Origin of the sequence: Paraburkholderia phenoliruptrix, from assembly GCF_047325075.1 — a bacterium.
Taxonomy (GTDB): Bacteria; Pseudomonadota; Gammaproteobacteria; order Burkholderiales; family Burkholderiaceae; genus Paraburkholderia; species Paraburkholderia phenoliruptrix.
Window position 1 is genome coordinate 2,878,829 of the sequence record NZ_CP168531.1, and the last position, 12,938, is coordinate 2,891,766.

Annotated in this window: 11 protein-coding genes; 2 read left to right on the top strand and 9 right to left on the bottom strand. The window is 65.5% G+C overall.

All coding sequences use genetic code 11. The features are described from left to right. Positions 1 to 139: 139 nt before the first annotated feature. The 8 genes from hutG to ACEN8U_RS24970 form a co-directional block, all read right to left on the bottom strand. Positions 140 to 952, bottom strand: a complete 813-nt coding sequence (hutG, locus tag ACEN8U_RS24935; protein WP_310110533.1) for an N-formylglutamate deformylase — start codon at positions 950 to 952, stop codon at positions 140 to 142. 60 nt (positions 953 to 1,012) lie between these two features. Continuing rightward, positions 1,013 to 2,410, bottom strand: coding sequence for a formimidoylglutamate deiminase (locus ACEN8U_RS24940; protein WP_310110532.1), 1,398 nt, complete (start codon positions 2,408 to 2,410; stop codon positions 1,013 to 1,015). 33 nt (positions 2,411 to 2,443) lie between these two features. Next, positions 2,444 to 3,673, bottom strand: coding sequence for an imidazolonepropionase (hutI, locus tag ACEN8U_RS24945; protein WP_310110531.1), 1,230 nt, complete (start codon positions 3,671 to 3,673; stop codon positions 2,444 to 2,446). A gap of 70 nt (positions 3,674 to 3,743) precedes the next feature. After that, entirely contained in the window at positions 3,744 to 4,448 is a 705-nt protein-coding gene (locus tag ACEN8U_RS24950) for a HutD family protein (RefSeq protein ID WP_310110530.1), read from the bottom strand. A gap of 2 nt (positions 4,449 to 4,450) precedes the next feature. Next, entirely contained in the window at positions 4,451 to 6,139 is a 1,689-nt protein-coding gene (gene hutU / locus ACEN8U_RS24955) for a urocanate hydratase (RefSeq protein ID WP_310110529.1), read from the bottom strand. A gap of 98 nt (positions 6,140 to 6,237) precedes the next feature. Continuing rightward, positions 6,238 to 6,933, bottom strand: coding sequence for a histidine utilization repressor (gene hutC, locus ACEN8U_RS24960; RefSeq protein WP_309583263.1), 696 nt, complete (start codon positions 6,931 to 6,933; stop codon positions 6,238 to 6,240). Positions 6,934 to 6,954: 21 nt separating this feature from the next. After that, positions 6,955 to 8,478 carry a histidine ammonia-lyase gene (gene hutH, locus ACEN8U_RS24965; RefSeq protein WP_310110527.1) on the bottom strand — a complete coding sequence of 508 codons (1,524 nt, stop codon included), beginning with the start codon at positions 8,476 to 8,478 and terminating at the stop codon, positions 6,955 to 6,957. 318 nt (positions 8,479 to 8,796) lie between these two features. After that, a complete protein-coding gene (locus tag ACEN8U_RS24970; RefSeq protein WP_310110526.1) occupies positions 8,797 to 9,750 on the bottom strand; it encodes a LysR family transcriptional regulator in 954 nt (317 codons plus the stop codon). A 105-nt stretch (positions 9,751 to 9,855) separates the two neighbouring features. Here ACEN8U_RS24970 and ACEN8U_RS24975 point away from each other — a divergent pair, with 105 nt between their 5' ends. Both ACEN8U_RS24975 and ACEN8U_RS24980 read left to right on the top strand, forming a co-directional pair. Beyond that, complete coding sequence (locus ACEN8U_RS24975; RefSeq protein ID WP_310110525.1) at positions 9,856 to 10,785, top strand: NAD-dependent epimerase/dehydratase family protein; 930 nt, start codon at positions 9,856 to 9,858, stop codon at positions 10,783 to 10,785. Positions 10,786 to 10,919: 134 nt separating this feature from the next. After that, complete coding sequence (locus tag ACEN8U_RS24980; RefSeq protein ID WP_006051135.1) at positions 10,920 to 11,102, top strand: hypothetical protein; 183 nt, start codon at positions 10,920 to 10,922, stop codon at positions 11,100 to 11,102. A 58-nt stretch (positions 11,103 to 11,160) separates the two neighbouring features. Here ACEN8U_RS24980 and ACEN8U_RS24985 read toward each other — a convergent pair whose 3' ends face one another. Beyond that, complete coding sequence (locus ACEN8U_RS24985) at positions 11,161 to 12,543, bottom strand: NCS2 family permease (RefSeq protein ID WP_309583267.1); 1,383 nt, start codon at positions 12,541 to 12,543, stop codon at positions 11,161 to 11,163. Positions 12,544 to 12,938: the final 395 nt, after the last annotated feature.

Consider the following 12,938-nt stretch of genomic DNA (forward strand, 5'->3'; position numbering starts at 1 on the left):
AAGCATCGCGCGCATAAAAAAGCCTCGCTTCTAGCGAGGCTTTTTCGTTGCGGGCTTGCCGTTATAGCGGCCTACGCACAATGCGAACGCGCGGCGGCCGCCCTCCTTGTGAGCGCGCGCTTATCCGTTAGCGCGTCACTCACGAAGCCTTGACGCGCTCCAACGCGGTGGCGACGAGTTGCTCGAGCAAAGGCTCGATTTTCGCGGCGAGCGCTTCATCGTAGGCGTAGGGCACCTGTTCCTGCATATACGTGATCTGCGACAACTCCAGCTGCACCGCATGCACGCCTTGCGAGGGCTCACCATAGTGCCGTGTGATGTAGCCGCCCTTGAAACGCCCGTTGGCCACAGCCGAATAGCCGCCGTGCCGCTCGACCACCGCCGCCAATTCCTCGGCCAAACCCGCCACCGCGCTCGCGCCGTTCGACGTGCCGAAGTTGAAGTCGGGCAAGCGCCCTTCGAAAAAACGCGGCACGCGCGAGCGGATGGAATGCGCTTCCCACAGCAGCACCTTGCCGTGCGTTGCTTTGAGCGCGGCGATCTCGCTCGCGAGCGCGTCGTGATACGGCGTCCAGTAAGCGGCGCGGCGGCGGGCCACTTCGGCGTCGTCGGGCAAATAACCTTCGCGGTACAAAGGTTCCTTGTCGAACGTATCGACCGGCAGCAAGCCCGTGGTGTCCTGACCCGGATAGAGATTGGCACCGTCGGGCGGACGGTTCAGATCGATCACGTAGCGCGCATAAGCCGGCGCGAGAATCGACGCGCCCATGCGCTTCGCAAATGCGTAGAGCCGGTCGAGGTGCCAGTCGCAGTCGTCAGTGCGCAGCGCAACCGGTGTCATGGTCGCGGCGATATCCGCGGGAATTCGGGTACCCAGATGCGGGATCGAGATCAGCATCGGCAGGCTTCCGCGATGCAGCGTGAAAACCGGCGGTGTAGTCGGAGCAGTCATGTCAGTCCTGGATCGAAAGAAGCTTGCGGCGACGCGGCTACACGACCCGCAAGCTTCATGTCATTTGAGCAGTTCGGCGAGCGCTGCGCGATAACGCACGTAAGCGCCCTCCTCGTCGCGATGCCGGCGATTCTCCACCACCTTCTCGCCGCCTGCATACACGTCGCGAATCGGCGTCTCACCATGCTCGCAGAATACGACGCCGGAAAGCCATGCATGCGGCGCGTGCCCAGCAATGCTCGTGTGATCGGCGTCGAGCACCAACCAGTCCGCGCGATGGCCGGCCTGCAGCGCGCCGGCCGGGCGACCGGTTGCCCGAGCGCCGCCGTCGAGCGCCGCTTCGTACAGACGATCGGCCACGTAAGGCGTCTGTGCGGACGCCAGCACGTTGCGCTGCCGGTGCGTCAGACGTTGCCCGTATTCGAGCAGGCGCAACTCGGCGCGCCAGTCGACGCCGATATGGCTGTCCGAGCCCACGCCGATGCGCCCATGGGCATTCAGGTAGTCATGCGCAGGGAAAATACCATCGCCCAGGTTGGCCTCCGTGGTCAGGCATAGGCCCGCAACCGCCCCGCTCTTCGCGAGCGCAAGCGTCTCGTTCGCATCGACATGCGTGGCATGCACGAGACACCATCTTCCGTCGACGTCGAAACGATCCAGCAGCCATTGCACCGGACGCGCGCCCTCGGTCTCGATACATGCGTCGACTTCGGCGGTTTGCTCGGCAATATGGATGTGAACCGGCGCGCTGCCATCGAGGCCGCCGAGCAATGCGCGCAGCGAATCCTCCGACACCGCGCGCAGCGAATGCGGCGCGACGCCATAGCGCAAAGCCGCGTTTTCCGGCCGCGCCGCGCGCAACGTGGCGAGCAGTTCGAGCAGGCCTTCCGGCGTGTTGATAAAGCGGCGCTGATCCTCGCGCGGCGCACGCGCGCCGAACCCGCTGTACTGATACAGCACGGGCAGCATCGTCATGCCGATGCCGGCCGCCGACGCCGCATCCACCACGCGTTGCGCGAGTTCCGCCTGGTTCGCGTAGCGATTGCCGTCAGGCGCATGATGCACGTAGTGGAATTCGCACACGGACGTATAGCCCGCTTTCAGCATCTCGATGTACAGCCATTGCGCGACGCTCGCCAATCCTTCAGGCGAGATGCGCGCGGCAAAGCGATACATCAGATCGCGCCAGCTCCAGAAGTTGTCCGTGGCGCCGGTGCTGGAAGCCGCCCGGTATTCGGTCAAGCCCGCCATCGCGCGCTGGAACGCGTGCGAATGAAGATTCGGCATGCCAGGCAATAGCGGACCTGCGGCCTTTTGCGCGCCTCGGGGCGCTTCATGCGTATCGGGGGTGACGGTCGTCAATGTGCCGTCGGCGCCCCACTCCAGCAGCACATTGCGACGCCAGCCGTCCGGCAGATACGCGTGGTCGGCGAATAGCGACTGTTTTTGTTGGGTCATCTCTCAGGTCCTGGCTTCAGTTGGCTGTGCGTATCAATGGTTGACGTTGACGTTGCAGCCCCCGACCGTCTCGCCCGCGCGTACCACCCGCGTGCACAACGGACGCCCCATCCAGTAAGCGAGTTCGGCGAGCGAGTCGACCGACCACACCGCGAAGTCCGCAGCGCGGCCCACTTCGAGCACACCGTGCCGGTCCGCCTGGCCGAGTGCGCGCGCCGCGTGCGACGTCACGCCCTGCAGCACTTCCGGCACGGTCATGCGAAACAGCGTGGTCGCCATGTTCATCATCAAGAGCAGCGAGGTGGCGGGCGACGTGCCCGGATTGCTGTCGGTCGAGATGGCGATCGGCACCTCGTAACGACGCAGCAGCTCCAGCGGCGGCAGTTGCGTCTCGCGAATGAAGTAGTAAGCGCCGGGCAGCAACACGGCGACCGTGCCGGCTTCTTTCATCGCGGCGACGCCGGCTTCGTCGAGAAACTCGAGGTGATCCGCCGAGAGCGCGCGATGCCGCGCGGCAAGCGCCGTGCCGCCGCCGTTGGACAACTGCTCCGCGTGCATCTTGACGGGCAGCTTGTAGCGCGCGGCGGCGTTGAACACGCGCTCGCTCTGTTCGAGCGAAAAGCCGATGCGCTCGCAGAATACGTCGACGGCGTCGACGAGCCCCTCATCCACGAGGGCAGGCAGCATGGTATTGCAGACTTCGTCGATATACGCGTCGGCGCGGCCCGCGAATTCGGGCGGCAACGCGTGCGCGCCGAGAAACGTCGTATAGACCGTCACCGGATAGCGCTCGCCCAACTGCCGCGCGACGCGCAGCATCTTGCGCTCGCTGTCGAGGTCGAGGCCGTAGCCCGACTTGATTTCGACCGCAGTGACGCCTTCCGCGAGCAGCGGCGCGAGGCGCGCGGCCGATTGGCTGAACAAGGCTTCTTCGCTCGCGGCACGCGTCGCGCGCACTGTCGAGACGATGCCGCCGCCCTGGCGCGCAATCTCTTCATAGCTCACGCCCGCGAGGCGCTGCGCGAATTCATCGGCGCGCTGCCCGCCGTACACCAGATGCGTATGGCAATCCACCAGGCCCGGCGTGACCCACGCGCCGTGCAGGTCTTCGCGCGGCCACGCGGCAAAACGGGCAGGCAGTTCGGCGGCTGCGCCGAGCCACGCAATCTTGCCGTCTTCGACCGCGATCGCGGCGTCGGGCAACGTAGGGTCGGGATCGCCCTTCGGGCACAGCTTCAGGTGATGCCAGACAGTTTGCTTCATCGCTTGCTCTTTGCAGCTTCTCGCTGCGCGTTGCGTACTGTGGATGTTCCTGCGCGCGTGCGCCTCGCCGTCATTCCGGCGTGTAGCGCAGGCGAATGGCCAGCAAGGCGCCCTCGCCCTCCATCGTGCATGACAGCGCGTTCGGCGCGTCGATGCGCAGCGTGTCGCCTGTTTGCAGGTGATGCCGCTGTGCGTCGGCCCGTGCGTTCGCTCGCGCGTCGCCCAATGTGACGGTCAGCGCGCCGCTCGCGCAATACAGCAGCGCGACGTCGGCGCTGAGCATGCGCTCACTTTGCGGTTGCGTGCTCTGCTGCACCTTCTGCACCTGCTGCGTTTGGCGCCATACTTCGAGTTCGCCTCGCGCCGCGCCGCGGCGCACCATCAGATTGAAGTCGCGCGTCGGACCGTCGACGAGCCGCGCGTCGATGCGCGCCTCGCCGGCAAAGCGCGCAATGTCGAGCGGGCGCGTCAGTGCATGCGTCTTCACTGCGTTGTCGCTGTGTGCTTCGTCGAGCAGCATGCCCGCGCCGGACAGCAGCACAAGCGTGCGATCGATTCCTGCAAAGCGGGAAAACGGTCCGGCTTGCGCCACGTCCGCCACGCTCACGCGCCAGACGAACGCATCGAGCCCCGCGTCCGCGCGATGCGCCGCGACTTCGCGCGTGACGCCGCCGCCGTTCTTCCACGGCGACGCCACCAGTTCGGCCGCGCGAATCAACGCGACGCTGCTCGCGCAGGCGTTCGCACCGGCCACCGTGCCGCTCGCCAGCGTCATGCTCAACGGCCCAGCATCGGCAGCTTGAGGCCCGCTTCGCGCGCGGTTTGCTGCGCGAGTTCGTAGCCTGCATCCGCGTGACGCATCACGCCGGTTGCCGGATCGTTGAACAGCACGCGGCCGAGGCGTTCCTTCGCGGCATCGGTGCCGTCCGCGACGATCACGACGCCCGAATGCTGGCTGAAGCCCATGCCGACGCCGCCGCCGTGATGCAGCGACACCCACGATGCGCCGCCCGCCGTATTCAGCAGTGCATTGAGCAGCGGCCAGTCGCTCACTGCGTCCGAGCCGTCCTTCATCGATTCGGTTTCGCGATTCGGGCTCGCGACCGAGCCGGTGTCGAGGTGATCGCGGCCGATCACGATGGGCGCCTTCAGCTCGCCGTTCTTCACCATGTCGTTGAACGCCTGGCCGAGGCGGTAGCGATCCTTCACGCCGACCCAGCAGATGCGCGCAGGCAAGCCCTGGAACGCGATACGCTCGCGCGCCATGTCGAGCCAGTTGTGCAGATGCGGATCGTCGGGAATCAGTTCCTTGACCTTCGCGTCCGTCTTGTAGATGTCCTCAGGATCGCCCGACAGCGCGACCCAGCGGAACGGCCCCTTGCCTTCGCAGAACAGCGGACGGATATACGCGGGCACGAAGCCCGGGAAGTCGAATGCGTTCTCGACGCCCATTTCCAGCGCCATCTGACGAATGTTGTTGCCGTAGTCGAGCGTGGCCGCGCCGCGCTGCTGCAGCGTCAACATGGCCTGCACCTGCTTCGCCATGGACTGCTTGGCCGGCACGACGATCAACTCCGGCGCCGTTTTCTGACGCTCGCGCCAGTCTTCGAGTGTCCAGCCCTGCGGCAGGTAACCGTGGATCGGATCGTGCGCGCTCGTCTGATCGGTCACGCAGTCCGGCGTGATGCCGCGCGCCACGCATTCGGCGAACACGTCGGCGGCATTGCCGAGCAGACCGACCGAGATCGCCTTGCCCGCCTGCTTCGCTTCGTCGAGCATGGCGAGCGCCTCGTCGAGCGTCTTCGCCTTTTTGTCGACGTAGCGCGTTTTCAGGCGGAAGTCGATGCGCGTCTCGTCGCATTCCACCGCGATCATCGAGAAGCCGGCCATGGTGGCCGCGAGCGGCTGCGCGCCGCCCATGCCGCCGAGGCCGCCCGTCAGGATCCAGCGGCCCTTGGGATCGCCGTTGAAATGCTGATTCGCGACGGAGAAGAAGGTTTCATACGTGCCCTGCACGATGCCCTGGCTACCGATGTAGATCCAGCTGCCCGCCGTCATCTGCCCGTACATCATCAGGCCCTTGCGGTCGAGTTCGTGGAAATGCTCCCACGTCGCCCAATGCGGCACCAGATTCGAATTCGCGAGCAGCACGCGCGGCGCCTCGGCATGCGTGCGGAACACGCCGACCGGCTTGCCCGACTGGATCAGCAGCGTTTCGTCTTCGTTGAGGTCTTTCAGCGACGCGAGAATCTGATCGAAGCAGTCCCAGTTGCGCGCCGCGCGGCCGATACCGCCATACACCACCAGCGCATGCGGATGCTCGGCTACTTCGGGGTCCAGATTATTCTGGATCATCCGGTAAGCGGCCTCCGCGATCCAGGTCTTGCAGGTCTTCTCTGCGCCGCGCGGCGCGCGGATGGTGCGAGTGGGATCGAGACGCGGGTCGATGTGTTTCGGGTTGTTCATGGTGGCCCTCGGAATGCCTGAGATGATCGGAATAGTCGGAGATTGACGAAAAAACGTTGGCGAAAACGGTTGGCTAAATTGCTGGGTCAGGAGCGGAATCAGAAGTGTCCAGTGAAACGGTAGCGGCTGCCCGGATGCCACAGATTCGCGATCGACGCGACCTGGCTTTGCGACCACGTGCGCCGGTGCAGCACGAGACAGGGTTCCCGTTCACCCATGGTCAGCAGCTCGCGGGTGTCGCCGTCCGCCGCCAATGCCTCGATGCGGTACTCGACGCGCTGCAACGGCGCCACCCGCACGAGGTACTGATTCGGCGTGGTGTTCGTGAAGTCCTGCAACGCATACTCGGGCGCGACAGCCGGATTGACCCAGCGTTCTTCGAGCTGCACAGGCTCGTCGTTTTCGAAATGCAGCACGCGCGAATGGAACACCGGACTGCCCGCGCTCACCTGCATTTCCTCGGCGAGCGCCGCGTCCGCGATACTCGCGCCGATGTGCAGCACCTTCGCCTGATAGCGATGACCGCGCGCGACGATCTCGTCGGAAATACTGCGGATCGCCACCAGCGTGGACTCGTACTTGGGACGCGCGACGAACGTGCCCGAGCCTTGCACCCGCGTGAGCACCTGCTCCGAGGTCAACTCGCGCAGCGCGCGGTTGACCGTCATGCGCGCGACGTTGAATTCGCGTGCAAGCTCGTTTTCGGACGGCACCTGGTCGCCCTCCGCCCATTCGCCTGCATGAATGCGCGCGAGGATAAAGTCCTTGATGCCCTGGTAGGCCGGTGCGTTCATGGGCTGCCGCTCGCTGTGCGCTTACTGTTCGGACACGAAGGAGAACGGGCTCAGCTTCGCGATCGTGCCGTCCTGCACGAGACGCGTCACCGCCGCGATGTCCGGCGCGAAGTAATGATCGAGCTCGTAATGCGCGACGTCGCGGCGCACCACGTCCATCACTTTCTGCAAGCTCGGGCTCGTCTTGTGCGGTGCGCGCAGATCGACGCCCTGCGCGGCGGCGAGCAGCTCGATGGAGAGGATATTCGCCGTGTTTTCCGCGATGTCGCCTAGCTTGCGCGCGGCAAACGTGGCCATCGAAACATGGTCTTCCTGGTTGGCCGAGGTAGGCAGCGAATCGACCGAAGCAGGATGGGCGAGCGTCTTGTTTTCGGAGGCGAGCGCGGCAGCGGTCACGTGAGCGATCATGAAGCCGGAGTTCACGCCGCCGTCGCGCACGAGGAACGGCGGCAAGCCGGACAGCGTGGCGTCGATCAGCAACGCAATGCGGCGCTCGGCCAGCGCGCCGATTTCCGCGGCGGCGAGCGCGAGATTGTCCGCGGCGAACGCCACCGGCTCCGCGTGGAAATTGCCGCCCGACAGCACTTCGCCGGTGTCCGGGAAAATCAGCGGATTGTCGGAAACGGCGTTGGCTTCGACGAGCAGCAGCTGCGCGGCTTGACGCATCTGGTCGAGACACGCGCCCATGACTTGCGGCTGGCAGCGCAGGCTGTACGGGTCCTGCACCTTGTCGCAATCGGCATGCGACACGTTGATGCCCGAGCCTTCCAGCAGCGAACGATAAGCCGCCGCGGCGTCGATCTGGCCTTGATGGCCGCGCAGTTCGTGAATGCGCGCGTCGAACGGCTTGACCGAACCGGCCGCCGCATCCACCGACAATGCGCCCGCCACGAGCGCCGTGCGGTACAGATCTTCGATCGCGAACATGTTGTAGAGCGCGAGCGCCGTGGACGCCTGCGTGCCGTTCAGTAGCGCGAGGCCCTCCTTCGCTTGCAGCGTGAGCGGCTTCAGGCCGACGAGCGCGAGGCCTTCGGTGGCCGGCAGGCGCTCGCCCTTCGCGAACACTTCGCCGACGCCGAGCAGCACCGCCGACATATGCGCGAGCGGCGCGAGGTCGCCGGAAGCGCCCACCGAACCCTTGACGGGGATCACCGGCAGCACGTCGGCGTTATACAGCGTGATGAGCGCCTCCATGACTTCGCGGCGAATGCCCGAATGGCCACGGCCGAGGCTCGACAGCTTGAGCGCGATCAACAGACGCACGACCGGACGCGACATCGGTTCGCCCACGCCCACTGCGTGCGACAACACCAGATTGCGTTGCAGCAGTTCGAGCTGATCGTGCGGAATGTGCGTGCTGGCAAGACGCCCGAAGCCCGTGTTGATGCCGTAGGCCGGCTCGCCTTTCGCGGCGATGTCCGCGACGGCTTTCGCGCAGGCGTCAATGGCGGCGTGGCTCGCGGGATCGAGTTGCAGCGGCACATGGCCACGCGCGATCTGGCGCAGTTGCGGGAGGGTCAGGTGGCCGGGCTTCAGAGTCATCATGGTTGTTGTCCTGTCTATACAATTTCAATGAAGTCTAGCGGTGCGGCGTTGTATATACAACTTGTTTTTGATGGTCGAGACCCCAGGGCTTTCCACTAAGGCCCTGACTGCGCGCCCTTCGTGGGTGTCGGATACGGAGCGGGCAACGTGTCGTACCGGGACCCGATGCGGCGGCAGCGGGCTTGGTGCAGTCAAACTTGTATATACACCTACGAAATTCGCGCTGCTGTGCGGACAAAAATGCCGTCCGTCATGCAAGAAGCCCGCAAGCGCGTCCGAGACGCGGGCTTCCCATCCGCCTCCGGCGTCCGAGCCCCGCTACAACTGCACGCGCGACCCGATGAAGTCCAGGAAACACTGCACGCGCCCGGCGAGCGACGCGCTCTGGTAGTACACCGCCGCGACCGGCTGCCGCTCGTCGAAAAGCGCATGGCCGAGGATCGGCACGAGCCGTCCGTCGCGGATGTCGGCGGCGATCATGAAATCGGCGAGACACGCGATACCCCAGCCGGAGAGCGCCAGCTGGCGCAAGGTCTCGCCGCTCGATGCGGTGATCGACGGCTCGATCTTCAAGGGTTCGGGCTTGCCGCCGTCACGGCCGCCACGGCCCTCGCGGCCCAGGCGGCCGGCGCTTGTGCTGCTGCGCGCGCCGCGCTCCCGCAACGGCCAGCGGTTCAGATGCTCGGGCGCGGAAAAGCCGATCAGCCGATGCTCACGCAGTGCATCGACGGCTTTCGGCTCGCCGTGCGCGGCCAGATACGCGGGGCTCGCGACCACGCGCAGCCTGCTGCTGCCGAGCGCGCGCGCATGCAGCGTGGAGTCCTGCAACGCGCCGATCCGGATCGCGATATCCACCTTCTGCTCGAGCAGATCGACGATGCGCTCGTTGCTCGTCAGCTCGAGACGAATCTCCGGATACAGCTCGGAAAATGCCGTCATATGCGGCGCGATGCAGTGAAGCATGAACGGCGACGCCGCGTCGACGCGCAGCCGCCCCGACGGCCGGCGGCGCTTGCGTGCGACGGATTCCTCGGCTTCTTCCATCGCGTCGAGAATGGCGCGGGCCCGCTGCAGGAAGCCCTCGCCCTCCTCCGTCAGTTGCAAACGGCGCGTGGTGCGCCGCACGAGCGCGGTGTCCAGCTTCTTTTCGAGGCGCGTGAGCGCCCGGCTCACGCCGGAAACGGTCTGCCCGAGCTTCTCGGCGGCCGCCGTGATCGAGCCGCTGTCGATCACGCTGACGAACACCAGCAATTCGTCGGTGGAAGTTTTCATTGTTGATTGCAAGTCAAGATTGATTTGAGACTAACACGCTTTTTGCGAGAATCGCGGCGGCGGATACTGCGTGCCTGTCATCGTGTTTCCATTGAGGAGAACGTCTTGAAGGTTTTCATTACAGGCGCAAGCGGGTTTATCGGCGGCTCGGTCGCGGCGCATCTCGTGCGCGCGGGTCATCAGGTGCGCGGTCTCATCCGCAAAACTGAACATGGCGCAGAACTGAAGCGGCTCGGCATCGAGCCGGTGATCGGCACGCTCGACGACCGGGCGCTGCTGATCGCCGAAGCGCAAGCCGCCGACGCGGTCATCAATGCCGCCAGCAGCGATCACGAAGGCGCGGTGAGCGCCTTGATCGAAGGACTCGCGGGCTCCGGCAAACCGTTCCTGCACACCAGCGGATCGAGCATCGTGGGCGATGCGTCGGGCGGCGAAGCGGCCGAGGCGCGCATCTATCACGAAGACGCGTTGCCCGAGCCGACCGCCGACAAGGCCGCGCGCGTCGCGATCGACCGCCAGGTGCTGGAGGCGGCGCAGCGCGGTATCCGCTCGGCGGTGCTGTGCAACACGCTGATCTACGGCCACGGCGCGGTGGCGGGCAGCGCAAGCGTGCAGCTGCCGCGGCTCGTGCGCCAGGCGCAAAAGAGCGGCGTGGTGCGCCATGTCGGCAGCGGCGGCAACACGTGGTCGAACGTGCATATCGACGACGTCGCCGAGCTCTACCGGCTCGCGCTGGACAAGAGCCCGGCGGGCACCTTCTACTTCGTCGAGAGCGGCGAGGCGTCGTTCCGCGACATGAGCGCCGCGATTGCGCGCGCCATGAAGCTCGGCGAGCCGCAAGGCTGGCCGCTCGAGGAAGCGAAAAAAGAATGGGGCTACGAAATGGCCTCGTACGGCCTCGGCTCGAACAGCCGCGTGCGCGGCGAGCGCGCGCGCACACTGCTCGGCTGGCAGCCGAAGCGCACGTCGGTGATCGAGTGGATCGAGCAGGACATGATGGCCGGCGAGGCCGTGAAGACCGGGCCCGCGGCGTAATCTGTGTAAGCGCCGGCGTTGCTCATCCGTAAGCTCGGCTCGATAGAATCGCGCTCAGCGGCTCCGCGCAGTCTTCGCGGGCCCGCTGAGCCCCGCGGTTCGATCCGAGCCGCTCACGAGCCCGGATTTGATCGATGACTTTGGCGCTGAACTTCGACTGGCTGACCAACCTGCTCGCGATTCTGTTCGTCGTGGCGTGCCTTTACGATGCGCGCTACGACGAATACGGCACGTTGACGCTGTCGGCGGCGCTGATGAGCCTCGCCGTGATGGCGATCGAACTGTTCCTGAAGCCCGCCTTCGACATGGCGCTGTAAGTGCGGCGCGCGGGCCGCGTCGTGACCCGTGGCCCGCGCGCCCTGCGTCCCTGGCTGATCAGATCGCCCAGCCGCCCAGATAGAAACCGACCAGCACGATGGCAATCGCCACCGTGCCCACATTGAGCTTACGATATTCGCCGCTCACCACGCGGCCGATCACGAGCGTCGCGAAGCCGAGCATGATGCCGGTCACGATGTTCGCCGTCAGCACGATAAAGACCGCGCACATCAGGCCCGACATCGCGTCGACCATGTCGTCCATATGGAGCTTGCTCACGTTGGACAGCATCAGGAGTCCCACGTACATCAGCGCGGGCGCCGTCGCGTACGAAGGCACGAGGCCGGCGAGCGGCGAGAAAAACATCACGCCGAGAAACAGCAGCCCGACCACCGCCGCCGCCATGCCGGTCTTCGCGCCGGCCGCGACGCCGACCGTCGATTCGATATAGGCCGCAGCCGGCGCGCCGCCGAGCAGTCCCGAGAAAATCGAGCTGACCGAATCCGCCGTGAGCGCGCGGCCGCCATTGATGATGCGGCCATTTTCGTCGAGCTGGCCCGCTTGGCCGGCCACGGCGCGGATCGTGCCGGTAGCGTCGAACACGGCCGTCATGACGAGCGCGAGCACGCTCGGCAGCACCGCCATCGAAAGCGCGCCTTTGATGTCCATCGCGCCGATCAGCGACTCGTGCCCCGGCGCACTCAGCGACGGCACCGCGAACACGCCATGAAACGACACCGCCGGATCGACGAGCAGCGCAATGGCCGAAATCGCGACGATCACGATCAGGATCGAGCCCGGCACGCGGCGGCGCACCAGCCCGAAAATCGCCGCGAGCCCCGCCACCGACATGAGCGCCGGCAATGCAGTGATAGGGCCGAGCGCGACCGGCAAACCGGCCCCCGGATTCTTGACGACGAGGCCGACGTCATGGGCGGCGATCAGCAGCAGGAAAAGACCGATGCCGATGCCCGTGCCGTGCGCGATGCCCGTCGGCAGATTGCGCAGAATCCACGAGCGCACGCCCGTCACCGAAATCGCGGTGAACACGACGCCCATCAGGAACACGGCGCCGAGCGCGACCGTCGGATGCAGGCCTTTGCCGAGCACGAGTCCGAAGGCGGTAAACGCGGTCAGCGAAATGGCGCAGCCGATGGCGATCGGCAGGCGCGCCCACACGCCCATCAGCAGCGAGCCGAACGCGGTCGTGAGACACACGGCGACGAACACCGCGCTGGTGTCGAAGCCCGCCTTGCCGAACATGCCGGGCACGACGAACACCGAATAGACCATCGCGAGAAAAGTCGTAATGCCCGCGACGATTTCCTGGCGCTGCGAACTGCCCCGCGCGGAAATTTCGAAGTAGCGATCCAGAAAGCCCTTGGTGTCGAATGATTCGGCGCCGGCTTCGGAAAGCGGCTGGGCGTGGGGTTCCATCATGATGAGTGCCTCCTTTATCAGCATGCTGAAACGGCCGTCAGGGTGGCCGTCATCAGGTTCGTCTCGTTGCGTTGATTTAATGGGGTGCGCGTGGTGGCGCGCTGGTTGACCCGCTTTGTGTTTTTTTGTCTCGTTTTTGTGTCTCGAAATGTAGGCCAACCCAGATATATCTCCCATCGCATGAATGGCATGCCGGGCATGTCGCGACGCTTATATCGTTTAAGCGACGGCGACGCGCGTCCGCGATCCGCGCGTTTACACCTACGCGTCGAGCGCGAACCGCGACCGCCGGCTGAAAGCGTTTTGAGAGCTCGCCCGCCGCTTCGGGAAGCGCGAACGCGCACGCGGCGGGGCACGAAGCGTGCTTGCCGCGTCGGTTCAAAACGGCCCCCAAA